This is a genomic window from Amycolatopsis sp. NPDC048633 (genome assembly GCF_040650695.1).
Classification (GTDB): Bacteria; Actinomycetota; Actinomycetes; order Mycobacteriales; family Pseudonocardiaceae; genus Amycolatopsis.
Genome location: NZ_JBEZHS010000005.1, coordinates 114,446 through 137,160 on the forward strand (window position 1 = coordinate 114,446; position 22,715 = coordinate 137,160).

Annotated in this window: 23 protein-coding genes; 6 read left to right on the plus strand and 17 right to left on the minus strand. The window is 71.1% G+C overall.

The genetic code is table 11. From position 1 onward, the window contains the following. Position 1: 1 nt before the first annotated feature. Positions 2-1,318 carry a PQQ-binding-like beta-propeller repeat protein gene (locus AB0C38_RS13075; protein WP_360671275.1) on the minus strand — a complete coding sequence of 439 codons (1,317 nt, stop codon included), beginning with the start codon at positions 1,316-1,318 and terminating at the stop codon, positions 2-4. Positions 1,319-1,568: 250 nt separating this feature from the next. On the opposite strand from AB0C38_RS13075, the gene AB0C38_RS13080 reads away from it, so the two are divergent. Beyond that, positions 1,569-2,108 carry a hypothetical protein gene (locus AB0C38_RS13080; protein WP_360671278.1) on the plus strand — a complete coding sequence of 180 codons (540 nt, stop codon included), beginning with the start codon at positions 1,569-1,571 and terminating at the stop codon, positions 2,106-2,108. A gap of 21 nt (positions 2,109-2,129) precedes the next feature. Here the strand turns inward: AB0C38_RS13080 and AB0C38_RS13085 are convergent, their stop codons facing one another. Next, positions 2,130-2,990 carry a helix-turn-helix transcriptional regulator gene (locus AB0C38_RS13085; protein ID WP_360671281.1) on the minus strand — a complete coding sequence of 287 codons (861 nt, stop codon included), beginning with the start codon at positions 2,988-2,990 and terminating at the stop codon, positions 2,130-2,132. Between the two features lie 101 nt (positions 2,991-3,091). On the opposite strand from AB0C38_RS13085, the gene AB0C38_RS13090 reads away from it, so the two are divergent. Beyond that, positions 3,092-3,871: an SDR family NAD(P)-dependent oxidoreductase gene (locus AB0C38_RS13090; protein ID WP_360671284.1), complete on the plus strand. Its 780-nt coding sequence runs from the start codon at positions 3,092-3,094 to the stop codon at positions 3,869-3,871. A gap of 1 nt (position 3,872) precedes the next feature. On the opposite strand, the gene AB0C38_RS13095 is transcribed toward AB0C38_RS13090, so the two are convergent. Continuing rightward, positions 3,873-4,823: an alpha/beta hydrolase gene (locus tag AB0C38_RS13095; protein ID WP_360671287.1), complete on the minus strand. Its 951-nt coding sequence runs from the start codon at positions 4,821-4,823 to the stop codon at positions 3,873-3,875. A gap of 15 nt (positions 4,824-4,838) precedes the next feature. Continuing rightward, positions 4,839-5,738: an oxidoreductase gene (locus AB0C38_RS13100; protein WP_360671290.1), complete on the minus strand. Its 900-nt coding sequence runs from the start codon at positions 5,736-5,738 to the stop codon at positions 4,839-4,841. A 98-nt stretch (positions 5,739-5,836) separates the two neighbouring features. Between AB0C38_RS13100 and AB0C38_RS13105 the strand changes: the two genes are divergently transcribed. Then, a complete protein-coding gene (locus tag AB0C38_RS13105; RefSeq protein ID WP_360671293.1) occupies positions 5,837-6,403 on the plus strand; it encodes a TetR family transcriptional regulator in 567 nt (188 codons plus the stop codon). Then, the gene (locus tag AB0C38_RS13110) at positions 6,400-6,873 is read left to right on the plus strand and encodes an SRPBCC family protein (protein WP_360671295.1); all 474 of its coding nucleotides are present in this window, start codon (positions 6,400-6,402) and stop codon (positions 6,871-6,873) included. The genes AB0C38_RS13105 and AB0C38_RS13110 overlap by 4 nt, the downstream gene beginning before the upstream one ends. On the opposite strand, the gene AB0C38_RS13115 is transcribed toward AB0C38_RS13110, so the two are convergent. The 5 genes from AB0C38_RS13115 to AB0C38_RS13135 all read right to left on the minus strand — a co-directional run bounded on the left by AB0C38_RS13115 (position 6,870) and on the right by AB0C38_RS13135 (position 10,990). Beyond that, positions 6,870-7,307: an SRPBCC family protein gene (locus tag AB0C38_RS13115; protein WP_360671297.1), complete on the minus strand. Its 438-nt coding sequence runs from the start codon at positions 7,305-7,307 to the stop codon at positions 6,870-6,872. The genes AB0C38_RS13110 and AB0C38_RS13115 overlap by 4 nt on opposite strands. Before the next feature lie 58 nt (positions 7,308-7,365). Beyond that, the gene (locus AB0C38_RS13120; RefSeq protein WP_360671300.1) at positions 7,366-8,166 is read right to left on the minus strand and encodes an alpha/beta hydrolase; all 801 of its coding nucleotides are present in this window, start codon (positions 8,164-8,166) and stop codon (positions 7,366-7,368) included. A 54-nt stretch (positions 8,167-8,220) separates the two neighbouring features. Continuing rightward, the gene (locus AB0C38_RS13125) at positions 8,221-9,048 is read right to left on the minus strand and encodes a phosphoenolpyruvate hydrolase family protein (protein WP_360671303.1); all 828 of its coding nucleotides are present in this window, start codon (positions 9,046-9,048) and stop codon (positions 8,221-8,223) included. A gap of 8 nt (positions 9,049-9,056) precedes the next feature. Further along, the gene (locus AB0C38_RS13130; protein WP_360671305.1) at positions 9,057-10,289 is read right to left on the minus strand and encodes a Tm-1-like ATP-binding domain-containing protein; all 1,233 of its coding nucleotides are present in this window, start codon (positions 10,287-10,289) and stop codon (positions 9,057-9,059) included. Positions 10,290-10,366: 77 nt separating this feature from the next. Beyond that, on the minus strand, positions 10,367-10,990 hold the full coding sequence (locus AB0C38_RS13135; protein ID WP_360671308.1) for a TetR family transcriptional regulator: 624 nt from the start codon (positions 10,988-10,990) through the stop codon (positions 10,367-10,369). 104 nt (positions 10,991-11,094) lie between these two features. Here AB0C38_RS13135 and AB0C38_RS13140 point away from each other — a divergent pair, with 104 nt between their 5' ends. Beyond that, on the plus strand, positions 11,095-11,652 hold the full coding sequence (locus AB0C38_RS13140; protein WP_360671311.1) for an ester cyclase: 558 nt from the start codon (positions 11,095-11,097) through the stop codon (positions 11,650-11,652). Positions 11,653-11,694: 42 nt separating this feature from the next. Here AB0C38_RS13140 and AB0C38_RS13145 read toward each other — a convergent pair whose 3' ends face one another. The 8 genes from AB0C38_RS13145 to AB0C38_RS13180 are packed head-to-tail and all read right to left on the minus strand — an operon-like array spanning position 11,695 to position 21,541. Then, the gene (locus AB0C38_RS13145; RefSeq protein WP_360671314.1) at positions 11,695-13,386 is read right to left on the minus strand and encodes a CoA-transferase; all 1,692 of its coding nucleotides are present in this window, start codon (positions 13,384-13,386) and stop codon (positions 11,695-11,697) included. Beyond that, positions 13,383-14,798, minus strand: a complete 1,416-nt coding sequence (locus tag AB0C38_RS13150) for an aldehyde dehydrogenase family protein (protein WP_360671317.1) — start codon at positions 14,796-14,798, stop codon at positions 13,383-13,385. The genes AB0C38_RS13145 and AB0C38_RS13150 overlap by 4 nt, the downstream gene beginning before the upstream one ends. Before the next feature lie 29 nt (positions 14,799-14,827). Then, on the minus strand, positions 14,828-15,898 hold the full coding sequence (locus AB0C38_RS13155) for a tartrate dehydrogenase (protein WP_360671320.1): 1,071 nt from the start codon (positions 15,896-15,898) through the stop codon (positions 14,828-14,830). Continuing rightward, the gene (locus tag AB0C38_RS13160) at positions 15,895-17,511 is read right to left on the minus strand and encodes a thiamine pyrophosphate-binding protein (protein ID WP_360671323.1); all 1,617 of its coding nucleotides are present in this window, start codon (positions 17,509-17,511) and stop codon (positions 15,895-15,897) included. The genes AB0C38_RS13155 and AB0C38_RS13160 overlap by 4 nt, the downstream gene beginning before the upstream one ends. Then, the gene (locus AB0C38_RS13165) at positions 17,508-18,668 is read right to left on the minus strand and encodes a hypothetical protein (RefSeq protein ID WP_360671326.1); all 1,161 of its coding nucleotides are present in this window, start codon (positions 18,666-18,668) and stop codon (positions 17,508-17,510) included. Before AB0C38_RS13165 ends, AB0C38_RS13160 begins: the two co-directional genes overlap by 4 nt. 51 nt (positions 18,669-18,719) lie before the next feature. Beyond that, positions 18,720-19,874, minus strand: coding sequence for a hypothetical protein (locus AB0C38_RS13170; RefSeq protein WP_360671329.1), 1,155 nt, complete (start codon positions 19,872-19,874; stop codon positions 18,720-18,722). Between the two features lie 32 nt (positions 19,875-19,906). Then, the gene (locus tag AB0C38_RS13175) at positions 19,907-20,719 is read right to left on the minus strand and encodes an ABC transporter permease (RefSeq protein ID WP_360671332.1); all 813 of its coding nucleotides are present in this window, start codon (positions 20,717-20,719) and stop codon (positions 19,907-19,909) included. Between the two features lie 42 nt (positions 20,720-20,761). Next, complete coding sequence (locus AB0C38_RS13180; protein ID WP_360671335.1) at positions 20,762-21,541, minus strand: ABC transporter ATP-binding protein; 780 nt, start codon at positions 21,539-21,541, stop codon at positions 20,762-20,764. A 207-nt stretch (positions 21,542-21,748) separates the two neighbouring features. Between AB0C38_RS13180 and AB0C38_RS13185 the strand changes: the two genes are divergently transcribed. Continuing rightward, positions 21,749-22,579 carry an IclR family transcriptional regulator C-terminal domain-containing protein gene (locus AB0C38_RS13185; RefSeq protein WP_360671338.1) on the plus strand — a complete coding sequence of 277 codons (831 nt, stop codon included), beginning with the start codon at positions 21,749-21,751 and terminating at the stop codon, positions 22,577-22,579. Positions 22,580-22,715 lie beyond the last annotated feature (136 nt).

Below are 22,715 nucleotides of genomic sequence, written 5' to 3' on the forward strand. Positions count from 1 at the left end.
ATCACTTCTCCACCGGGTACGCCACGGGTGCGTTGCGCTGCTTGTCGAAGGTGATCCCGGCGTACTTGCTGACCAGGACCGGGGCGGCGCCGACATTGTCGACGGACAGGTCCTTGCCCGTCTTGGCGTCCAGCACGATCGGCTGGCCTCCCTGCGTGACGCCGTAGAGGGCGCCGTGCCACACGACGGTGAGGCCGGGCGCCACCCGGTTGGCCGCCTGGTCCGGCAGCGACCAGAGCTTCCCCGCGGTCTTGGCGTCGTAGCCGGTGAGCACGCCGTCCGACTGGCACACGAGCACGGACTGCTGGTCGTAAAAGCAGTCGCCGTAAGGCAAGCTGCCGAAGGACTTCTCGCCGTCGAGCTTCAGCTTCTCGGCGCCGGTGGCGGGATCGAGGAACAGCAGGGACGAGTCGCCGCTGCCGTAGTCGGTCCGGGTGAGCACGACCAGCGCCGGGTCGGCCGGGATCGCGGTGAGCTCCGAGGACTTCGCGGCGCCCACCCACTTCTGCTGCCCGGTGGCCAGGTCCACGGCGGTGGCCTGGGTCATCGAAGAGTTCTCGGCCACGTTGTGGTCGGTGCCGACGAGGATGTCGCCGTGGACGCTGCCGGCGTCGTAGTCCTTGCGCTCCCAGAGGGTCTTGCCGCTCGCGGGGTCGAGCGCGACCGTCACGTGCTCCTCGTCCTGGCGGCTGTAGCGGGCGATGACGGCCTTGTCCGTGACGGCGACGACCTGGGTGACGGCGTTGCCGGCGTCGGCGTACTGGTCCTCCGACACCTTGATGTCGGCCTGCCAGGCCTTGACGCCCTTGTCCGGGTCCGCGGCGACCACCGACAGCGCGATGGAGGCCGGCGTGGTGCCTTTCTCCGGCACGACGACCGGGACGGCGGCGACCGCGAGCCGGTCGGTGACCACGGGCGGGCGCGGTCCGGTGGTGTTGACGAACGGCCCGCGCTGGTTGTTCGGGTCGCCGGGTTCCCGCTCGACCGCGACGGTCCACTTTTCCTTGCCGGTCAGCACGTCCACCGCGTTCAGTGCGGTGGGGGTGACGACGTAGCCGGTGCGGTCGCGCAAGGTGAGGAACGTCGAGGTGACGTGGCCGGCCACGTTGGAGCTCAGTGCGCCGGCGGGCAACGCGACGGCCGCGCCGGCGGCGAAGGCCATCGGCGGGTCGGCGGTCTTGGCCTCGGGCGCGGCCGAGGCCGGCGGCGCGGCGGATCCCGGTGCGCCCGGCGCCGCCCCCGGATCGCCGTCGGTCCCGCCGCAGCCGGCGACGGCGACCGCCGCCAGGCACGTCACGACAACCAGATTTCGCCGCATGGGCTTGTACCTTCCCCCGAGTGATTCTCACCCCGATCGGGGCCACGGGCTGCACCCTAACGGAGGGTCGACCACGCGCGGAGCAGTTCACACAAAAGTGTCACTTCTTCCTGCTCGCGGCCGCTGGTCATGCTCGATTCGAGGACACTGGCCGGATCCGGCCAGTTCGGCCCGGAGTTTCCGTTCCACCCCACAGCCCCGCTCGCAGTCACTTATGCTGCAGCCGTTTTCCCGACTCGAAAGGTGTTCCATGCCGGCTCGCGCACTACCGTTCCTGGCCACAGGCGTCATCCTGCTGATCGCCGGATGTTCGGGCGGAGAAGACGGCGTGGCGGCCCCGGCGTCGTCGAGCACCGCGCCGCCACCCACCTCGGCCGCGCCGCCCTCGACTCCGGCGACTCCGGCGACTCCGGCGACGGCACCGCAAACCACCACCACCCCGGCGAAATCGGCCGCCGGAGCGGTCGAGCGGTACGAGACCTACCTGCACGCGGTCGGCAAGGAAGACGTCGCCACCGCCTGCGAAATCGCCGCGCCCGCCGCCAAGAAAGCGGAAGACGAAGGCTTCGGGCCCTGCGAGCAGACGCTCCCGATCACCTTCCGGATGTTCTCCGCGGCACAGCGGAAAGCCCTGCAGAGCGCCACGGTGGACCGGGGCAGCGTCACCGAGCGCACAGCGAAGACCGAGATCCCCGCCAAGGCGGTGCGCGCCGGAGCCAAGTTCACCGACCACGACCTGGGCGACGCCGTCCTGGAACTGCGCAACGGCGCGTGGTACGTCACCGACTGACCGGAAGTCCTCATCGGACGGTCACTGTGGACCCCGCTCGCCCAGGAGCCGCACTTTCGCCCAGGTTTCCTCGTCCACCGGCGTGTAGGTGACGAGCTTGATCGCCGAACGCTCGCCCACGGACAGCTGCGTGTAGTCCAGCGTCAGCAGGCCGGCCTCGGGGTGCAGGAAGCGCTTCGTGAAGTTCTCCGGGCCACGCACGTCGTGCTGCTCCCACAGGCGCTCGAACTCCGGTGACTCCTGCCGCAACCGCCTGACCAGCCCCTTCCACCCGGACTCGGTGGCGTGGTCCGCCATGCCGGACCGGAACCGGGCGACCAGGCGCGCGGCGGCGTCCTCCCAGTCGAGCACGCTCGCCCGCCACCTCGGCGATGTGAACATCAGCAGCAGCCAGTTGCGGTCCTCGAACGGCAGGTGGTCCACGCCCCCGACCAGCCGCTCGTAGGTGCGGTTGCCGGCGAGCAGGTCGAACCGGGCGTTGATCACCGCGGCCGGAATCGGCTCGAGCTGACGCACCATCACCAGCACGGCGGCCGGAATGGCCGCGGAGTCGCGGTCCATCGGCGGCGCGGGGTGCCCGGCCAGCGTGTAGAGGTGGGCCCGCTCGTGCGGATCGAGCCGCAGCGTGCTCGCGATCGCGGCGAGCACCTGCTCGGAAACCTTGATGTCCCGGCCCTGCTCCAGCCACGTGTACCAGGTCACGCCCATCCCGGCGAGGTGCGCGACCTCCTCGCGGCGCAACCCCGGCGTCCGCCTGCGGCCGGTGAGCGGCAGCCCGGCCTGCTCGGGAGAGATGCGTTCGCGCCTGCTGCGCAGGAACGACGCCAGCTCCCGCCGCCGGACCTGCTCATCGGTCGCCTCGGCCGGCACGGAGGTCGTCATACGTCCCACTGTGCCACCGCGCGGAGCCTGTTACCAGGTGGCCCGGATACCTGGATAAGCACGCTCTGGCACCCCCATGAACCACGACGCACAGTAGAACCATGCCCACCATTGCGGAAGACACCACCGCCCTCACCTCGACGGTCGCCCTGGTCACCGGCGCCAGCAGCGGCATCGGCCGAGCCACCGCCCGCCGGCTCGCCGGCCGCGGCGCCGCCGTCGTGCTCGTCGCCCGCCGCCAGGACCGCCTCGACACGCTCGCCAAGGAGATCGCCGAGCTGGGCGGCCAGGCGGTCACCCTGGCCGCCGACCTGACCGACGCCGACGCGGCCGCCGACGTCGTCGCCACCACCGTCGAACGGCTCGGCCGGCTGGACACCCTCGTCAACGCGGCCGGCGTGATGCTCACCGGCGACTCCGGCACGTCCCCGCTGACCGAGTGGCAGCGGATGGTCGACATCAACCTCAACGGGCTGCTCTACGTCACCAAAGCCGCCCTGCCCCACCTCGTCGAGGCCGCCGCCACCAGCCCGCGCCGGGTCGCCGACGTGGTCAACATCAGCTCCATCGCCGGCCGCTGGGTCATCCCCCACGCCGCGGTGTACAACGCCACCAAGTTCGGCGTCACCGCCGCCACCGAGGCCTGGCGCCAGGAGTACGCCCGGCGCAACGTCCGCTTCGCCGTCGTCGAACCGGGCCTCGTGCAGACCGAACTGCTCGGCCACCAGCAGACCGCTGTGCACGAACGCATGGTGGCCAGGTTCGCCGACGTCGAACAGCTGCCCGCCGACGACATCGCCGAAGCCGTCGCCTACATCGTCACCGGCCCGCGTCGCCGGGCCGTGGCCGAAATCGTCATCCGCCCCACCGACCAGGTCTGAGCTACCCCTCGCTCAGCAGTGCTTTCACCCAGTCGTTGATCCGCCGCTGGGCCGGCACCCCGGTCGGCGGCGTCATCCCGACGAAGCCGTGCGGCGACTCCGGCCACACCGCCAGCTCGCTCGCTCCCCCGGCGGCCCGCCAGCGCGCGGCCATGAACAGCGAATCGTCCAGCAGCGGGTCGCGGTCCCCGACCGTGAACAGCGCGGGCGGCATCCCGTGCAGGTCGGCATACAGCGGGGACACATCGCCGTCGCGCAGCTGCTCCTGGCCGAGCCCGGGGAACGCCATCCCGACGAACTGGCCGATCCACCGCGGCGGCAGCACCGGGGTGTCCGGCGCGGCCGAGCGCGAGCTCGGCGTCCGCGCCAGGTCGTAGACCCCGAACACCAGGCTGGCCCCCACGAACCGCCGGAACAGCTCGGGGAACCCGTCGCGCAGGCGCAGCAACGTCTGCACCGCCAGGTGCCCGCCCGCCGAATACCCGGACACCACGATCCGGTCGGTGCCGAATTCTTCTTCGACCGCCCCGGCCAGCCATACCGCCGCCGCGAGGCAGTCGTCGAGGTGGGCCGGGAACGGGTGCTCCGGCGCGAGCCGGTAGCGGGCAGACACCACAGCGACGCCGGCCGTGCGGGCCAGCAGGTCGTTGACCGCGTCGTCGTCGGTGGGCGCGCCGAGCACGAAACCGCCGCCGTGCACGTGGAAAACCACGCCGTGCACCGGGCCGGCCGGCCGGATGATCCGCACGGACGCCTCGCCCGCGGGCCCGGACGCCGTCCGGTCGACCGGGGTCAGCTCGGTCGCCACCGGAACCTGGAACGTCGTCCCGCGCAGCACCGCCAGCCCTTCGGCGGTGGTGGGGTCCGGGAGTCCGGCGGCGGCGAGCCGCGCGTTGATCTCTTTCATCTCGTCCACAGTGGATTCGGGAACGGACTCGAGCTGGAAAGTCATGGCGGGAAAACCCTTTCACTGGAATGAGTACGTGACGTGCGTCAGCTCTTCGGACAGCTCCCACAACCGCCGTCCGGCGACGGGGTCGGTGGCGGCGGCGGGCAGTTCGGCGACGTGGGGCGCTCCGCGCAGCTCGCCGCGCCCGTCCGGCACGACGAAGTCGCCCGGCTTCACGGCGGGGTTCGTCGCGGCGTACAGGGAAGGCCGGGCCGCGTCGGCGGGACTCTGGCCCACGAACCGGTCGAGCAGCGCGGACACGAGCACCCGCAGGTACTTCGGCAGGTGCTGCTGGAGCCCGGTCGCGCTCGTGCCGGGGTGCACGGCGACGGCGGTGATCCCGGTCCCGCTCGCCCGCCGGGCCAGCTCCAGCGTGAAGACCACGTTCGCCAGCTTCGACTTCGTGTAGGCGACCATCCCCGAGTCGTAGGACACCGAGCTCAGCGGGTCCTCCAGCGTTGCGCCCTTGTTGCGCGCCACCTTCGCGCTGACAGTGACGACGCGGGCCGCGGGCGCGGCCAGCAGAGCCGGCAGCAGGCGTCCGGTCAGCGCGAAGTGCCCGAGGTGGTTCGTGCCGAACGTCAGCTCGAACCCGTCCGCCGTCTCCCGGCGTTCCGGCACGGCCATGACACCCGCGTTGTTGACCAGCAGGTCCAATGGCCGCCCGGCGGCGAGCAGGTCGGCGGCGGCGCTCTCGATCGAGGCCAGCGAAGCGAGGTCGAGCACCAGCCCCGCCACCTTGGCGGTGCCGACGGCCTCCCGGACGGCGGCGACGGCGTGGTCGACCTTCGTCTTCGCGCGCCCGGCGACCACCACCTCGGCGCCGGCCCCGGCCAGCGCCACCGCCGTCTCGAACCCGATCCCACCGGTGGCACCGGTGACCAACGCACGTTTGCCGACCTGCGGAGGGATGTCCATCCCGACTCCTGACTGAACGTTCATTCAATTCGACGTAACCAGGTAAGCACCGGCCGTCCCCAGTTGTCAAATGAACGTTCACTCAATACAGTGGAAGCATGGCACCCCGAGACCCCGAGGCGAAGCGCCGCGCCCTGCTGAAGGCCGCCCGGGCCGAGTTCGCCGAACACGGCATCGCCGGCGCGAGGATCGACCGGCTCGCCGGCCGGGCGGGGTGCAGCGCGGGCCTCGTCTACACCTACTTCGGCAGCAAGGAAGAGCTCTTCACCGCCGTGTTCGACCAGGTCGTCGTGCAGGCCGCCGAGCAGGCCCCGATCTCCCCCGACGACCTGCCGGGCTACGCGGGCGCCCTCTTCGACGGCCAGACCGCCCACCCGGACGTGATGCGCCTCGCCACCTGGCACCGGCTGGAACAGCAGGGTGGCCGGCCCCCGATCGAGGCCATCACCCGGTCGATCCAGGAGAAGGTCGACGCGATCCGGAAAGCTCAGCGGGACGGCAGGCTGTCCACTCGCTTCTCCGCCCCGGAGCTGCTGATGCTCACGATCAACACGGCCTCGATGTGGGCGCTGCAAAGCCCGGAAATCAGCGACCTGGGCCCGCGCGAACACGCCGCCAGACGGGCCACGGTCGTGGAAGCCGTGCGCAGGCTGGTCGAGCCGTGACCGAACGGTTCGAAGTGCGGCGCCGGATCGCCGCGGCGCCCTCGAAGGTCTTCGCCTTGCTCTGCGATCCGCGGGGGCACGTGGCCATCGACAGCTCGGGGATGCTCCAGTCCGCCGACGGAGACCCGGTGGCCGCGGTCGGTGACCAGTTCGTCGTGCACATGGACCGGGAAGCGCTCAACGATCTGCCGATGGGCAAGTACGACGTCACGGTGATCATCACCCGCTTCGAGCCGGACAGCCGGATCGAATGGACGATCTCCGGGACCATCCAGCCCCCGATCAAGCACCTCTACGGCTACCGGCTCGAAGCCGACGGCGCCGGAACCCTGCTGACGTCGTACTACGACTGGAGCCAGATCGAACAGCGGTACCGCGAGAAGGGCATCTTCCCGGTGATCCCCGAAGCCGCGCTGCGAGCCACTCTCGGCATCCTCGCCAGAACCGTCGAGAACGGGAGCACGGACTAGGCGAGCAGCTTCCGCAGGCCGGCGATGCCGCCGCCGTACACGTCCTGGGCGAAGGTCCGGTTGAGCTCTTCTTCCTGGCCGGCGTCGGCGTCGTACTCCGCCCACCACTCGACGAAGGACTCGCCGGTGTCGGTGACCGGGCTGACCCGGACCGTCGAAACGTAGCGGCGCACGCCGAAGGGGTTCGCCCCGGTGAACGTGTAGGTGAGGGTGCGACCGGGGTCGTCCAGAACGAGGAGCCGCTCGTCGAAGGGGTCACCGCCGGCCGCGAGGGTCAGCCGCCGGACCGCCCCGACCTGCCCGTCGACCCCCTCGACGAGCTCGCTGTGCCCGATCGCCGACAGGAACGCGGGCAGCTCTCCGAAGGCGCGGAGCCGGGCCCAGACCTGGTCGACGGGCGCGGCGACGACTCCGCTGGCGTAGGGACGCGGCATGGTCACTCCCAAGTGTCAGTCGATCTCGACGTACGGACTCCAGGATAGGTCTCGAACGTCAGTGCTCCGCGCGGTCGAAGGAGACGACCTCGTGCACGGCGCCGGCGACGGCGCGGAAGTCCTTGCGCAGGATCGCGCCGTGGTTGCTCGAAACCTTCGCGCTCACCTCGATGTGCGGGTTGCGCGCGGTCACCGCGTCGAGGCCGGTGCGGATCCGCTCCTGCTCGTCACCACGGCTGCCCAGCGACGTTCCCGAAGCCACCACGAACCGCGTCGGGACGGTGATCGCGTCGAGCACCGGGCTCAGCTCGCGCTCGCGGGAGAGCACGCCGACCTCGATGTTGCTCTCCGCCTGCTGCGCGGCCGTCATCCGCGGCGCCAGGCCCGTGGGGCGCAGCAGCGGCAGGAACCAGCTCATCCGCTTGAACAGCTTGCGGATCCGCTGCTCCATGGCCTCGTCCAGCCAGTCGTAGGGGAACGCGCCGTCGACCAGGACCGCGCCGATCGTGCGCTCCGGGTTCCGGCTCGCCCAGTGCGCCCCGACCAGTGCCCCGTAGGACCAGCCGACCAGCAGCGCCCGGTCCACGCCCCGGGCCGCGAGCACCGCGTCGACGTCCCGGACGGCGACCTCGAAGGAATAGTCCGCCGACCGCTTCGACTTGCCGCGGGCCCGCTCGTCGAAGGTGATGTGCCGGAAGCCGTCGCCGAGCTCGGCGACGACCCGCCGCCAGTAGCCCTGGGTGGCGAACTGGCCGTTGAGGTAGACCACGGGGATGCCGGTGCCACCGGTGTCGGTGACCGCGAGGGACGTGTCGTCGACTGCGACCATGCCGGTCCAGTTCGTGCTGTTGTTCGTCATGGGAGGAACTGTCGCGGACCGGCCTGACACGCCCCTGACGTCGCCCTGACGCGGTCAGCGAGCCAGCACGATCCCTTTGAAGCTTTCGGTCTGCGCGCGGATGCCGGTTTCCGTCGGCAGCCGCTCGATGGACGAGGCACCGAAGAAGCCGGCCACGCCCGTGGTGTTGTCCAGGACGTACTTCGCGTCGGCCGGCTCGGCGATCGGCCCGCCGTGGCACAGGCACAGGATGTCCGGGTTGACCCGCTTCGCGGCGTCGGCCAGGGCTTGGACCCGTTCGGCCGCGTCCTGGAGGGTGATCGCCGTGTGCGCCCCGATCGTGCCGGACGTGGTGAGTCCCATGTGCGGCACCAGGATGTCCGCGCCGGCCCGGGCCATGTCGGCCGCCTGCTCCTCGTCGAACACGTACGGGGCGGTCAGCAGGTCGAGGTCGTGGGCGGCGCGGACCATGTCGACCTCGAGGCCGTACCCCATGCCGGTTTCCTCGAGGTTGGCGCGGAAGGTCCCGTCGATCAGGCCGACGGTCGGGAAGTTCTGCACCCCGGCGAACCCGGTTTCCTTGACCTGCTTGAGGAAACGCGGCATGACGCGGAACGGGTCGGTGCCGCACACCCCGGCCAGCACCGGCGTGTGCTTGACCACGGGCAGCACCTCGCTGGCCATGTCCATGACGATCGCATTGGCGTCGCCGTAGGGCATCAGACCGGACAACGAGCCGCGGCCGGCCATCCGGAACCGCCCCGAGTTGTAGATGATCAACAGGTCGATCCCGCCGGCTTCGGCGGACTTCGCGGTGATGCCGGTCCCGGCTCCGCCGCCGATGATCGGCGTCCCGGCGGCCACCTGCGTACGGAAGCGGGTGAGGATCTCTTCGCGGCTCATGTCGGAGGTCAGTGCTCCTTCGAGGTGAGGTGGTGGTGCAGGGTCTCGGCCATGGCCGCGCCGAAACCCGGGTCGTTGATGGCCAGCTCCCGCTCGTGCACGGTCACCGCGGAGCCGGCGAGACCCGCGCGCAACGCCTCGAACAGAGCGGCGTCGGCGTCCGCGTCCCGGAACGGCGCCCCGTCGACGTCGACCGCGCTGACCCCGCGCAGCGGCAGGAAAAGGTCGGTCGGGCCGGTGGCCGCGGCCAGCTTGCGCGCGATGCGCCGGCCGAGCTCGGCCATTTCGCCGGCGGTCGTGCGGACCAGGGTGACCGTGGGGTTGTGGACCAGGACGTTGCGGCTCTCGAACTGCGCCGGCAGGGTCTCCCGCGGGCCGAAGTTGACCATGTCCAGCGCGCCGACGCTGACCACCTGCGGCACGCCGAGCCGCCCGGCGACCTCCAGCCGGTCCGGTCCCGCGCTGAGCACCCCGCCGACCAGGTCGTCGCCCAGTTCCGTGGTGGTCAGGTCGCAGACTCCGGCGAGCAGGCCGGAAGCCACCAGCTTCTCCATCGCGCGGCCACCCGTGCCGGTGGCGTGGAAGACGAGCACTTCGTAGCCGAGCGCGGTCAGCCGTTCCCGCGCCTCGTCCGCGGCCGGGGTCGTCACCCCGAACATGGTCACCCCGACCAGCGGGGGATGCTCGTCCGTGTCGTGCTGACCCGTCCGGGCCTCGTAGGCCTTCGCCATCCCGGCGATGCCCGCCGCCGCGTTCCCGAGCACCGCCGCCGAAACGGAGTTGATCCCGGCGATGTCGACCACGGAGTACATGAGCGTCGCGTCGGCCTCGCCCACGTAGGGCCGGACGTCGCCGCTGGCCATGGTCGACACCAGCAGCTTGGGCACGCCGACCGGCAGGGCCTGCATGGCCGGCGCGGCGACCGAGGAACCACCCGACCCGCCCACGGCCAGGAGCCCGTGCAGCCGGCCTTCCTCGTGGAGCCGGCGCACCACGACGGCCGCCCCGGCCGCCAGCACGGTGGTCATCTCACCGCGATCCCGCCGCTCCCGCAGCGCCCGGGCGTCACCCCCGGCGGCCGCGATGACCTCATCCGAAGACACATCGGCGAGCGGGCTCTCGGAGAACGACCCGGCATCGACCGTCAGGACGTCGACGCCGTGTTCGGCGAGCCGGTCCTTCAGCCAGGAGTACTCCGCGCCTTTGGTGTCCAACGTCCCCAGGAGAACCACGGTCGCCATCGACTGCCCCTTTCGTCTCCGCCGGCGGGTCGGACCCGACTCTAAAGACTTTCCCGCCGCCCGCGCAGAACCAGCGCTCAGCGGCCCGGCGGCTCGACGAGGAGAGCCTGACCGGCTTGCGCGCCCAGCCAGGCGCCCGCTCGTTCCCAGGACCAGCCGCGCGCGCGGAGGTCTCGCCACGGGCGGAAACCGAAGTAGAACCAGAGGATGTCCGCGGCGGCCGCGACGTCGATCCCGTCGCGGAGCTCACCCAGCGCCGCCACCCGGGCCGCGGCCTCGGCGAGCCTGCCGGCGTAGGCGGTCTCGGCGTTTTCGACCGCCTCCGTGAGCAGCGGTTCGGTGCCCGCGTTGTCGTACAACGCGCCGAGCAGCCAAGCGCGGTCCCGGAACACCGCCGCGGTGCCTTCCGCGACTTCGGCGACGACCTCTCGCCCGGACCGGGCGGCGTTCAGCCTCCGCAGCGACTCGTCGATCTGGTCGTTGTTAGCCGCTTCGCGGATCAGCTCGATCAGCAGCTGCGGCTTCCCGCCGACGCTCGTGTAGACGGTGTTGACCGCCACCTCCGCGCGCGTGGCGATCTCCGCCAGCGTCGCCCCGACGTAACCCCGCTCTTCGAACAGGGCGAGCGCGGCCGCGAGCACCGCGCGACGGGTTTCCGCCGCCGCGGACGTCCGCCGGGCGGACTTGTAGGGGCGCGTCACGCGGCTCAGCCTACTTCACCGTCACGCATCACATTGACCGTAATGCGTTACTATCATTATATGGAGATACGCCGGATCAGCGCGGTCCGGCCGAGGAGGGAACCGTGAACACCAGCACTGAGCTGCAGTCCGCGATCGACGTCTTCCAGGTCCTGGTGACCGGGGACGCCGAGCTGGCGCGGTCGGTGGTCGCACCGACGTTCGTCAACCGGGAGGCCGCGGTCGCCCCGCCCGCCTGCTCGGTCCCCGGGCCGGGCGGCCTGCTCGCCTCGGGCGCGTGGATGCGCGCCGCCTTCGACGACCTGCGGTTCCCGGTGCTCGACGCCGGTTACGACGACGGAGTCGCCTGGGTCCGGCTGCGGATGCAGGGGGTGCAGAACCGGCCGTTCGTGCGGTTCCGGGACGGCAAACCCGACAAGATCCTGCCGGCCACCGGGCGGGCGATGGACTTCGAGCAGATCCACGTGCTGCGCGTCGGCCCGGAAGGCGTCACGAGTCACGAGGCGGTGCGGGACGACCTGACGATGCTCGGCCAGCTCGGCGCTTTCCCGCCGAAGCCGGCGGTGCTCTTGGCGATGGCACGCGGGAAGCTGACCGGATCGTCGCGCCGAGCGGCGGAGTCGGTGACCCGGGCCGCGGCGGAAGCCGGCCGGCTGGCCTGACGGCGGGCGGAACGGTGGCCGGGAGCGCCGTGTCCGTTCTTCCTAGCCGAGGAAGACGCGCTGGGGGTCGTAGCCGCGCAAGCGGTCGAGGCCGGCCGGGTCCGGGGGCGGTTCGGCCCGGCAGTCCGGGCGCACGCCGACCGCGAACCCGGTGCGCGCGATGATCCGGCGCACCGCCGCGTCCCGGTCTTCGCCCGGTCCGGCGACGTAGGTGGCGATCTCGTACCGGCCGTTCCGCCGTTCCAGCACGGCTTCCGAGGTGACGATCGCGGACACGCGCCTCCCCGGCACGGTCACGTACGGCACGGTTTCGACCAGCCGGCGCGGTGAGTGCTTCACGACGGCGACGACGTCGTCCGCGGCCGACGCGACGTCGTTCGCACCCCCCGAGCCCACGAGGAAGCCGCCGTCGGCGCCGACGGTCGAGTTGATGTTCCCGGCGCCGTCGATCTGCCCGGCGCCCAGCACGCCGAGTGCGCTGGTGCCGGGACCGGCGATGTCGCGGCCCAGGACGGTGAGGACGTCGGTCAGCTGCAAGCAGGTGGGGAGGTTCTGGCCGGCGAACAGGTACGGGTCACCGGGCAGCGGCTCGAAACCGGACATGCCCAGTTCCGCCGCGAGCTGCACCGGCGAACCCGACGCTCGCAGCCGGGCGACGGCGACCCACGCGGCGAGGTGGGCGAAGCCGATCCCGGCCAGCGCGACGTCGTGCCCGGCCGCGGTGACCCGCTCCCCCACGACGCGCGCGGCGGCCAGCGTCATCCGCTCCTCGGCGGTCGGCTCGGCGGGCGATGGAACAGGCACGGCCGCGACCGGGGAGCGCAGGGAACGCAGCCGGTCCGGGCCGAGCCGGTCCAGGAACCCGGCGTGGTCGCGGACACCGGTGACCCACGTCTTGGTCCAGCGCGCCAGCTCTTCGGGGTCTTCGGCGGCGGCCCGGAGACCGGCCATGAACTCGACGTCCTCGGTGTGGCCGGCCACCTCGTCGAGCCCGACCGGCCACAGACCGTAGGGGTGGGAGCCGAACGGGACGTGGCACACCGCCCGCACGGCGTGCGCCGGGATCATCGGCCGGGAGCTGTGCCGCCGGATGAAGTCCTCGTCGACGAGCTTCTCGACGCACGCGATCACCCCGTCGCGCGCGGCCAGGGAACCCCATGCGCCTTCGCCGTAGGGCGGCGCGAGGATGACGTTGCCCGCCGGATCGGCGGCCAACCCCTGCAGCAGCACGACATCCGGCCGCAACGCGGTGACCACCGGCGTCACGGCGCCGTCCGGGCCGACCTCGTGGTAAGCGCTTCCCGCGTGCTCCGCGGCCATCGTGCTGCCTTCGAGGGACCGGACCGGCAGGAACGGCACACCCAGCGCGCCCGCCATCAGGCGCGCGGTCAGCGTCCAGATCGACCAGTTGTCGATCCGGACCGAGCCGTCGCGGGAGGCCCGCTGCAGCACGGGGTTCGGCCGGGGACTGGGGAAGTTCTCCCCCGCGTACGCCACGGTCAGCCTGCTCACCAGCCCGGCCGCGACGAGGACGTGCTGGGTGTTGACGAACCCGTGCGCGCTCACCCGGAACCCGGGCGAGGTGCCGGCGAAGCGCCGGGCCACCTCCGCGACCGCCGCGTTCGGGCGGCCGCCGTTGTAGGCCAGGTGCAGGAACATCCCCGGCCGCACGAACCGCTCGACGGCTTCGGGCAGCGTCATGACCTTCGACGGGCTCACCGGCAGTCCCTTCACGCCGCGAGGATGACGAGCTTCGGCGACACCAGCGACTCGACGGCGTACTTCACGCCCTCGCGGCCGTGGCCGGACTCCTTCACCCCGTGGTAGGGCATGTGGTCCGCACGGAACGCGGGTGGCACGTTGACCAGCACCGACCCCGCCTCCGTGCGACGGCTGAAGGCCAGCGCGTTCGCGAGGTCGTCGGTGAAGATCGCGGCGTTGAGGCCGAACCGGGAGTCGTTCGCCGCCGCGATGCCGTCGGCGACGGACTTGACCGGCACCACCGTGACGACCGGGCCGAAGACCTCGGCGCACAGCAGGTCGGCACCTTCGGGCACGTCGGTCACCACGGTCGGCTCCAGTACGCCCGAACGCTCGCCACCGCCGGCGACCACGCGGGCGCCGTCACGCACCGCGCCACGAACCCACGCTGTGACCCGTTCCTTGGCCTCGGGGCTGATCAGCGGCCCGACGACGGTGTCCTCATCCCCGGGGTCGCCGACCGCCAGGTCCTGGACCGCGGCGGCGAGCCGGGTGAGCACTTCGTCCACAACGGACTCGTGGACGTACAGCCGTTGCAGGGAAACGCAAGCCTGGCCGGAGAAGCCGTACCCCGACGCCACCGCGGCCGCGACGGCCCGGCCGAGGTCGGCCCCGGAGTCGATCACCATCGCGGTGTTGGAACCCAGCTCCAGGATGTGCTGCTTGCGTGGCGAACCCGCCTTGATCTGCCAGCCGACCGCCGCCGAGCCGGTGAAGGAGATGACGGCGACGCGCTCGTCGTGCTGCCACGCGGGCACGATCACGCCCGGGTCGCCGGTGACGAGGTTGAGCCAGCCCGCCGGCAATCCGGCCTCGGTGAGCACCTCGACGAGCAGGCCCGCGGTCAACGGCGTCCGTTCCGACGGCTTCAGCACCACCGGGCAGCCGGCCGCGAGCGCCGGGCCGATCTTGTGCGCCACCAGGTTCAGCGGGAAGTTGAACGGCGTGATCGCCGCGACGACGCCGAGCGGCTCGGCGACGGTGAACGCCAGCATGCCGTCGCCCGCGGGGTACGCGTCCATCTGCACGGCCTCGCCGGGCAGCCGTCGCGCCTCCTCGGCGGACAGCCGCAGCGTCGTCACGGCCCGCTGGACTTCCTGACGCGCCGCGGTGATCGGCTTGCCCGCCTCGGCACGCAGCATTCCGGCGAACTCCTCCGCTCGCCGTGCCACCCCGTCCGCCGCCGCGGCGAGGATCTCGGCCCGGCGGTGCGGCGGCAGTCCCTCGGCGAGCGCCCGGCGAGCGGCGGTGACGGCGGCGGTCGCGTCGTCGGCGTCGCCGATCGCGTAGGTGCCGGCGAGGCTGCCGTCCCACGGGTCGCGCACGTCGGCGGTCGCCGGGCGGGTGAACCACTCGCCGTCGATGTACAGAGCCTGTTCACGCATGCGCATCCCCTCTTCGGTCTTCGTGGTGGTCATGCCCGCGCCGGCTCGGCGGCCAGGCGCGCGGCGACGCCGTCGGTGAACTCCCCGGTCGACGCGGCGCCGCCGAGGTCGCGGGTGCGCAGGCCATCGGCGAGGCAGGCTTCGAAGGCGGCGGTCAGCTCGCCGGCCGCGGCGGGCTCGCCGAGGTGGTCCAGCATCATCGCGCCGGCCCAGAGCTGGCCGACGGGGTTCGCGACGCCGAGCCCGGCGATGTCCGGCGCCGAGCCGTGCACCGGTTCGAACATCGACGGGTGCCGCTTCTCCGGGTTCAGGTTCCCGCTGGGCGCGACGCCGATGGAGCCCGCCAGTGCGCCGGCGAGGTCGGACAGGATGTCGCCGAACAGGTTCGAGGCGACGATCACGTCGAACGCGCCGGGGTCGAGCACGAGCTTCGCGGCGAGAGCGTCGATGAGCACCTTGTCGAGGCGCACGCCGGGGAAGTCGACCATCGTCTCGGCGACGACCTCGTCCCAGAACGGCATCGTGTGGACGATCCCGTTGGACTTCGTGGCCGAGGTGAGCAGGCCACGCCGGCCCGCCGCCAGCTCGGCGGCGTACCGCGCCGCGCGGGAGATCCCGCGCCGGGTGAAGACGGCCTCCTGCATCGCGGCCTCGTGCGGCTCACCCCGGTAGATCCGGCCGCCGACGGCCGAGTACTCCCCCTCGACGTTCTCCCGCACGATGACCAGGTCCAGGTCCTCCGCGCCGACGACCCGCGCCGGGATGCCGGGCAGCGTCCGCACCGGGCGGAGGTTGATGTACTGGTCGAACGTGCGGCGGATCGGGATCAGCAGGCCCCACAGCGTTTCGACGTCGGGGATCTCCGGGTCACCGACCGCGCCGAGGAAGATCGCGTCGTGCCGCGCGAGCCGGTCGAGGCCGTCGGTGGGCAGCATCGCGCCGTGGGCCCTGAAGTACGCCGAACCCCAGGGGTATTCGGTCAGGTTCAGCGCGAACCCGTGCCGCTCGGCGACGAGGGTCAGGCACCGCAGCGCCGCCGGGACCACTTCGAGGCCGATGCCGTCCCCCGCGATCACCGCGATGTCGTACTGCCGTGTCATGCGTTCTCCTTGAGCGCGTCCGCGCAGTCGATGGCCGGGTCGATGCGGACGTCGAGGAGCGTCAACCCGGGCCGGGTCGCCGCAGCGGCCGCTTCGGCCAGTTCGGCCGGAGTCCGCACGACGCGTCCGATACCGCCGAACGCGGCGGCCAGGTGCCCGATGTCGGGCAGCGTCTGCCGGATCAGCTCCGGCGGCAGGTCGTACTGCTCCACGTACTTGACCTCGGCGCCGAGCTGCTCGTCGTTGGTCACGACCACGACGAGGTCGAGCCCGTTGAGCCGCACCGCGTCCAGGTCCTGGGCGGCCATCATGAAGCCGCCGTCGCCGCAGAAGAGGACCACCGGGCCGTCCGGGTGCGCGGCCGCGGCGCCGATCGCGAGGCCGAGACCGCGGCCGATCGAGCCGAAGCTGTTGCCGATCAGCCAGTTCCGGGCCGAGCGCGCGGACACCAGGGTGGGCAGCGTCTTCAGGCTGCGGCCGGCGTCGGTCGCCACGACCCGGCCGGGTGGGAGGTGCTCGTCGAAGGCCCGGAACACCTCGCGCAGGTCGAGCCCGCGCGCCGGGTCGTGGCCGACGTCAACCTTGAGCACCGACTCCTGCACCTCGGCGACCGTCGGCCCCGCGGTGGGCCGCCGCGGCTCACCCAGGCCCCGCGCGCGGCAAGCGTCGAGCACCGCGCGCACCACGGCCCGCGCGTCCCCGAACAGCGACACCTCCGGATCCGCCCCGGCGGGCACGGTGTCCGGGTCGACGTCGCAGCGCACGAACTTCGCCGCCGGGAACACCTGCCGGTCACCGGTCGTGTAGGTGTTCAGCGACGCGCCGACCGCGAACACCAGGTCGACCTCGGCGAGTGCCTTGCGCACGAGCGCGGGCGCCCAGTTGCCGCACAGCCCGAGGTTCGCCTCGTGCCCGGCGAAGAACCAGTTCGCCCGCAGTGTCGACCCGACCTGGGCGCCGGTGAGCGCGGCGAGCTCTTCCAGCTCCGCCCGGCAGTCCGCGAGGATCGCGCCCTGCCCGGCCAGGATCAGCGGCCGCCGCGCCGCGAGCAGCAAGTCCACAGTGGACTCAACATCCGGGAGCCGGGGTTCGGCCGGCTCCGGTACTGAAGCAGGCAGCTCGACGTCGCCGGTGAGCACCCCGTCGGCGATGCTGACCACCTGCGGGCAGCCGTTCCACCGCACCGCCGTCAGCGCGTCGGCGAACCGCTCCGGCAGCTCCGAGACGTCCGCGACGTGGTGAAAGCCCGCGCCGATGATGCCGCACAGCGCCCGTTGATCGAGGTTCATCGTGGTCTTGACCTTGGTCGACGGCGACTCGCCGACGACCACGAGCATCGGGACGTGCGTCCGGGCCGCCGAGACGAGCCCGTTGATCGCGTTGGCGAACCCCGGCCCCTGCGTCACGCTGCACACCGGGATCCGGCCACTCGAACGGCTGTAGCCCTCGGCGGCGTTCACCGCCGTCTCCTCGTGCCGCGTCTTGACCAGCCGCAGCGCGCCCGTCTTCAGCCCGTGGCCGATCCACGGCACGTTGGTGTTGCCGACCATGCTGAACACCGTGGTCGCGTCGCCGCGGCGCAGCAGTTCGGGGATGGCTTCGAACCCCTTCACGACAGGCTTCCGGTCGGCTTGTCCCAGCCTGTTTCGGTGGTGCCGTACTTGGCGATGTAGGCGTTCAGCACGGTCTCGCCGAGGTAGCCGGTGTAGGGCGCGGGCTCCGGGATCGAGTGGATGTCGTCGTGGAAGTACTTGTTGTCCTCGTCCCAGGTGGTCTTCCAGTACGCGACCGCGCCCGGGGTGAAGATCTGCGCCTTCGTCTCGCCCGCGTTGACCGGGTAGGTCTCCAGCTTCTGCCAGTAGGCCTTGAAGTTGTCGACGGTGAGGGTGCTACCGGTCTGCTTGTTGTACGTCTTCGAGATGTACGCGGCGACCTGGTCGAGGTTCTCGTTCGTGTAGCGGATCGCCTCGTAAGTCACGTGGATCAGCTTCAGCAGCGCGTCCTGGTTGTTGTTCCAGAACGTCTTCGTGGTGATGTAGCCGTTGATCGGCGGCGGTGAAAGGTTCGTGCCGGCCAGCAGCACCTTGTACCCGCGGTCGGAGAGCGTCTGGCGCTGCGGGATGCCGGCGATGTAGGTGTCACCGTCGCCGCGCAGGTACGCGGTCAGCCCGCTCGCCGGGTCCAGGTCGATGTACTTGGCCCAGTCCAGCGGCTTGCCCACGCGCTGGATCGCGGTCTGGATCACCTGGGCCCGGCTGTTGTTCAGGGTGGTGATGACCGACTTGCCGTGGATCTCCTCGATCACGGCCGCGGTGGCGTCCTGGGGGCTCTTGCCCTCCTTGACGAAGTCGTCGAAGGTCTTCAGGCCGGAGTCTCCCCGGCCCATCAGCGCGAAGCCGTTGCTGAAGATGTCCCACGGGTAGAGGTAGGCCAGGTCGTTGTCCAGGTGGTAACCCTGGTTGATCTCCGACGCGGTCCGCCACCCGACGGGCGCGCCCTTGCCACTGGCGACGATCTTCGCGATGTTGGTGAACGCGACGTTCTGGAACGTCACGGTGAGGCATTCCTTCTTGTACCAGCCCAAAGCGTCGCCGAGGCTCATCACCAGCGAGTCCTGGTACGGCGTCGTCGCGATCTGGATGCTCGTGGTCTTGGCGCAGCCCTCGATGGCGGGGCCGGCGGCGCTGTCGGCCGACCGGCACCCGGTCAGCGTCGCGCCGAGCGCGGCCGCGGCGAGCAGCACCGCGGTGATTCTCCGACGTGGGGACATGAAACACCTTCCTTGGAGCTTTCGAACGTCATCGGCCGAACCCCCTTGCGGTCACAGGCTCCCGGTTGCCTTCCACCACCCCGTCTCCCCCGCGCCGAACTTCGCGACGTACGCCTGCTGAACCTCTTCCCCGAGGAACGCCGACGCCGGCGCCGGTTCGGGGATGCTGTGGGTGGTGCCGAAGAAGTAGTTGTTGTCCTCGTCCCAGATCGCGCGCCAGTAAGCGGGCGCGCCCGGGGTGAACATCAGCTTCCGCGCGTCCCCGGCGTTCACCGGGTAGGTCTCGAGCTTCTGCCAATAGCGGTCGAAGTCGGCGACGGTCAGCGTCGAGCCGGTCTGCTTGTTGTAGGTCTGCGAGACGTACTTCGCGACGGCCTCGCGGTTCGCGTCGGTGTAGCGGATCGCCATGAACGTGACGCGGATCAGCGCGAGCAGCGCGTCCTTGTTCTCGGTCCAGTACGCCTTGGTCGTGAGGAACCCGTTGAGCGGCGGCGGGGACAGCTCCGAACCGGTGAGCAGGTTCGTGTACCCCTTGTCCGCCAGCGGCTGCTGCTGCGGCAGCCCGGCGATGTAGGTGTCGCCGGTGCCGGCCAGGAACGCGGTGTACCCGCTGGCCGGGTCGAGGTCGACGTAGCTCGCCCAGTCCAGCGGCTTGCCCTGTCCCTGGATCGCACTCTGGATGACCTCGGCGCGGCTGTTCTTCAACGTCGTGACGATCGACTTGCCGTGCAGCTCGTCGATCACCGCGGCGATCGCGGCCGCACGGCTCATCCCGGACGCGGCGAACTCGCCGTAGCTCTTCAGGCCGCTGCCCGGCCGGGCCATCAGCGCCGAGCAGCTGCTGCAGATGTCCCACGGGTACAGGTAGCCGAGGTCGGGCGCGAGGTGCTGGGCCTGGTTGATCTCCGACGACGTCCGCCAGCCGACCGGCGCGCCGTGCCCGCTCGCGACGATCTTCGCGATGGTGGTCAGCGCCACGTTCTGGAAGGTGACGTTGAGGCAGGCCTGCCGGTACCAGCCGAGCTGGGTGCCCAGGCTCATGATCAGCGAGTCCTGGTACGGCGTGGTCGCGATCTGGATGTTCGTCGTCTTAGCGCACCCGGCGATGGGCGCGCCCGCGTCGGCGGCCGAGCGGCAGCCCGTCACCAGGGCGGTGACCAAGCCCAGGGTCAGGGCCAGCGCGGCGAGGCGCTTGTTCGTCCTCATCGATCTCCTCGGTGTGTGGGTCGGGATCCGGGTCAGGCCATGCGGTCGACCCACCGGGTGAGGAACTTCGTGATCAGGCGCAGGATCTGGTCGAAGACGAACGCGCCGATCGTCACGGTCGCGGTGCCGATCAGCACCACGGACGTGTTGAGCGAGTTGCTGGCCTGCAGGATCAGGTAGCCGATGCCGTTCTGCGCGCCGAGGTACTCGGCCGAGACGACGACCGCCCATGCGAGGGCGGCGGCGATCCGCAGCGAGGCCACCAGGTTCGGCAGGATCGCGCGCAGCACGACCGTCCGGTAGATCTGGTTGGGCGTCGCGCCGAGCGACTGGGCGGCCCGCACGAACAGCGGGTTGACGTTCTTCGCGGCCTCCATCGTGGTGACCGCCAGCGTCATGAAGCACGGCAAGGCGCTCAGCGCGATGCGCTGGGTGTCGGTGAGCCCGAACCACAGGATGGTGAACGGGATCAGCGCGATCGGCGGCACCGGCCGGAGGATCTCGATCAGCGGGTTCGCCGAGAAGTACACGATCCGGCTGCGGGCCATGATCAGCCCGACCAGGATGCCCAGCGCGCAGCCGAGCACCCAGCCGAAGAGCATCCGGTAGGCGGTGGAGCCGAAGTCCAGCGCGAGGTTCACCCCGAGCGTCTGGCCTGCTTCGATCGTCGAGGCGATCGACGGGAAGTACAGCTCGGGCACGACCCGGAGCAGGTCGGTCAGCACGTACCACGCGGCCAGCACGAAGACCACGGCGAGCACGCTCAGGATGCGGATGTTCGGCCGGCGCCGGGGGCGCTGCGCCGGCGGCACGGTCCGCACCGGCGGGATGTCCAGCTGGGTCATGGCTTTCTCACTCTCGAACGGCTCTGTTCGGCGGACAGCGGGTCACTCGGACCGGAGCAGCGACTGGATCTCCCGGCGCAGCTCCTGGAACTCGGGCTCCATCCGGAGGTTCTCCGGCCGCGGCCGGGCGAAGGGGATGTCGAGGATCTTGCGGATGCGGCCGGGCCGCGGTGTCATCACGGCCACCATGTCGCCCACGTAGATCGCCTCTTCGATGTCGTGGGTGATGAACACCAGCGTCTTCGGGTCGGACGCGCTGAGGGTGACCAGCTCGTCCTGCAGCTGCTCCTTGGTGATCTCGTCGAGCGCGCCGAACGGCTCGTCGAGCAGGATCGCGCGGGGGTCGCTGACGTACGCACGACCGACGTCCACGCGCTTGCGCATGCCGCCCGAGAGCACCTTCGGGAACTCGTCGGCGAACTGCTCCAGTCCCAGCACGGACAGGAAGTGCTCGACCCGCGCCCGGGACGCCGCGTCCTGCGCCTTGCGGATCCGCGGCCCGTACTCGAGGTTGCCGCGCACGGTGAGCCACGGGAACACCGCGTCCGCCTGGAACACCGTCGCCCGGCTCTCGTCCGGCGCGCCGACCGGGTCGCCGTCGATCAGCGCCTCGCCGGCGGTCGGGCGGGTGAAGCCGCCGAGGACGTTCAGCAACGTGGTCTTCCCGCAGCCGGACGGCCCGACGATGGCCAGGGTCTGCCCGGGTTCGATGGTGAAGGAGGCGTCCTGGACGGCGTCGAAGCTGCGGTCCTTCAGGTGCATGGTCACGGTCAGCCCGGACACGACGACGCGCGCGGGTTTCCGGCCGGTGGGAGTGGGCATCGGCTGTCCTTCCTGGACGGTCGGACCGCTTGACGTCCGGCCGCCCGGTAGTGCACCCTGTATTTGTGCGGAGATCGCACAACATGGCGATGCTCGCACAAACTGTGCGCCATCCTCCGAACCCGTGTCAAGAATCGGACCGGGGCCCGCGGCACGGGGAGCTCGTGCGAGAGTTCCCGGGACCTCAGCCCAGACCTGGAGGTGACAGTGGCCGGCAGCGGAAGCCCGATCAGCAAGGGCGACCTGGTCCAGTCGTTCGAACGCGGCCTCGCCGTGATCCGCGCGTTCGACGGCCGCGGACCGGAGCTGACGCTGACCGAGGTCGCCGAGCTGGCGGGCGTCACGCGCGCCGCGGCCCGGCGGTTCCTGCTGACCCTGGCCGAGATCGGCTACGTGCACACCGACGGCAAGCGGTTCCGGCTCCGGCCGCGGGTCCTCGAACTGGGCAACGCGTACCTGTCCAGCCAGGGGCTCGCCGAAGTCGCGACCCCGCACATGGAACAGCTCGTGGCCGAAGTGGACGATTCGGCCGCGCTGTGCGTGCTGGAAGAGGACGACATCCTGTACGTCGCCTTGGTCCGCACCGCCGCGCGGCGCATCATGGCGCTCAACGTGACGATCGGGAGCCGGATCCCCGCACACCCGTCGTCGATGGGCCGCGTGCTGCTCGCCCACCAGCCCGACGACTGGCGCGCGGCCTACCTGGCGCGTGCCGAGCTGCAGCCGTTCACCCCGCGCACGGTCGAGGACCCGGCGAAGCTGGGCGCGATCCTCGACCGGACCCTGGCGGACGGCTATTCGATCGTCGACCAGGAGCTGGACCTGGGCCTGCGCTCGATCGCGGTCCCGCTGCACGAGCCGGACGGCACGGTGAGCGCCTCGCTCAACGTGTCGATGCACTCGTCGCGGCGGTCCGTGGACGAGATGCGCGACCAGCTGCTGGAACCCCTGACCAGGACCGCCTCCGCGATCGAGGCCGACCTCGCCGCCATCACCCGGCGCCGGCGGTCGTTCTCGATCAGCGGCGACGACGACTAGGCCCCTCACAGGTCACTGACCTGCGGCAACAACACCATCGGACCTCGTTTCCCCCGAGGTCATACCGTCACGCGCGCCGGTATTTTGCCTGGCAAAATTTACCTGACAAAAGTACTTGACCAGCAGGCTCATCCGG

Coding starts and splice junctions, on each gene's coding strand:
- AB0C38_RS13075 (WP_360671275.1), bottom strand. CDS start 1,318: ATGCGGCGAAATCTGGTTGTCGTGACGTGCCTGGCGGCGGTCGCCGTC.
- AB0C38_RS13080 (WP_360671278.1), top strand. CDS start 1,569: ATGCCGGCTCGCGCACTACCGTTCCTGGCCACAGGCGTCATCCTGCTG.
- AB0C38_RS13085 (WP_360671281.1), bottom strand. CDS start 2,990: ATGACGACCTCCGTGCCGGCCGAGGCGACCGATGAGCAGGTCCGGCGG.
- AB0C38_RS13090 (WP_360671284.1), top strand. CDS start 3,092: ATGCCCACCATTGCGGAAGACACCACCGCCCTCACCTCGACGGTCGCC.
- AB0C38_RS13095 (WP_360671287.1), bottom strand. CDS start 4,823: ATGACTTTCCAGCTCGAGTCCGTTCCCGAATCCACTGTGGACGAGATG.
- AB0C38_RS13100 (WP_360671290.1), bottom strand. CDS start 5,738: ATGGACATCCCTCCGCAGGTCGGCAAACGTGCGTTGGTCACCGGTGCC.
- AB0C38_RS13105 (WP_360671293.1), top strand. CDS start 5,837: ATGGCACCCCGAGACCCCGAGGCGAAGCGCCGCGCCCTGCTGAAGGCC.
- AB0C38_RS13115 (WP_360671297.1), bottom strand. CDS start 7,307: ATGCCGCGTCCCTACGCCAGCGGAGTCGTCGCCGCGCCCGTCGACCAG.
- AB0C38_RS13120 (WP_360671300.1), bottom strand. CDS start 8,166: ATGACGAACAACAGCACGAACTGGACCGGCATGGTCGCAGTCGACGAC.
- AB0C38_RS13125 (WP_360671303.1), bottom strand. CDS start 9,048: ATGAGCCGCGAAGAGATCCTCACCCGCTTCCGTACGCAGGTGGCCGCC.
- AB0C38_RS13130 (WP_360671305.1), bottom strand. CDS start 10,289: ATGGCGACCGTGGTTCTCCTGGGGACGTTGGACACCAAAGGCGCGGAG.
- AB0C38_RS13150 (WP_360671317.1), bottom strand. CDS start 14,798: ATGCGTGAACAGGCTCTGTACATCGACGGCGAGTGGTTCACCCGCCCG.
- AB0C38_RS13155 (WP_360671320.1), bottom strand. CDS start 15,898: ATGACACGGCAGTACGACATCGCGGTGATCGCGGGGGACGGCATCGGC.
- AB0C38_RS13165 (WP_360671326.1), bottom strand. CDS start 18,668: ATGTCCCCACGTCGGAGAATCACCGCGGTGCTGCTCGCCGCGGCCGCG.
- AB0C38_RS13170 (WP_360671329.1), bottom strand. CDS start 19,874: ATGAGGACGAACAAGCGCCTCGCCGCGCTGGCCCTGACCCTGGGCTTG.
- AB0C38_RS13175 (WP_360671332.1), bottom strand. CDS start 20,719: ATGACCCAGCTGGACATCCCGCCGGTGCGGACCGTGCCGCCGGCGCAG.
- AB0C38_RS13180 (WP_360671335.1), bottom strand. CDS start 21,541: ATGCCCACTCCCACCGGCCGGAAACCCGCGCGCGTCGTCGTGTCCGGG.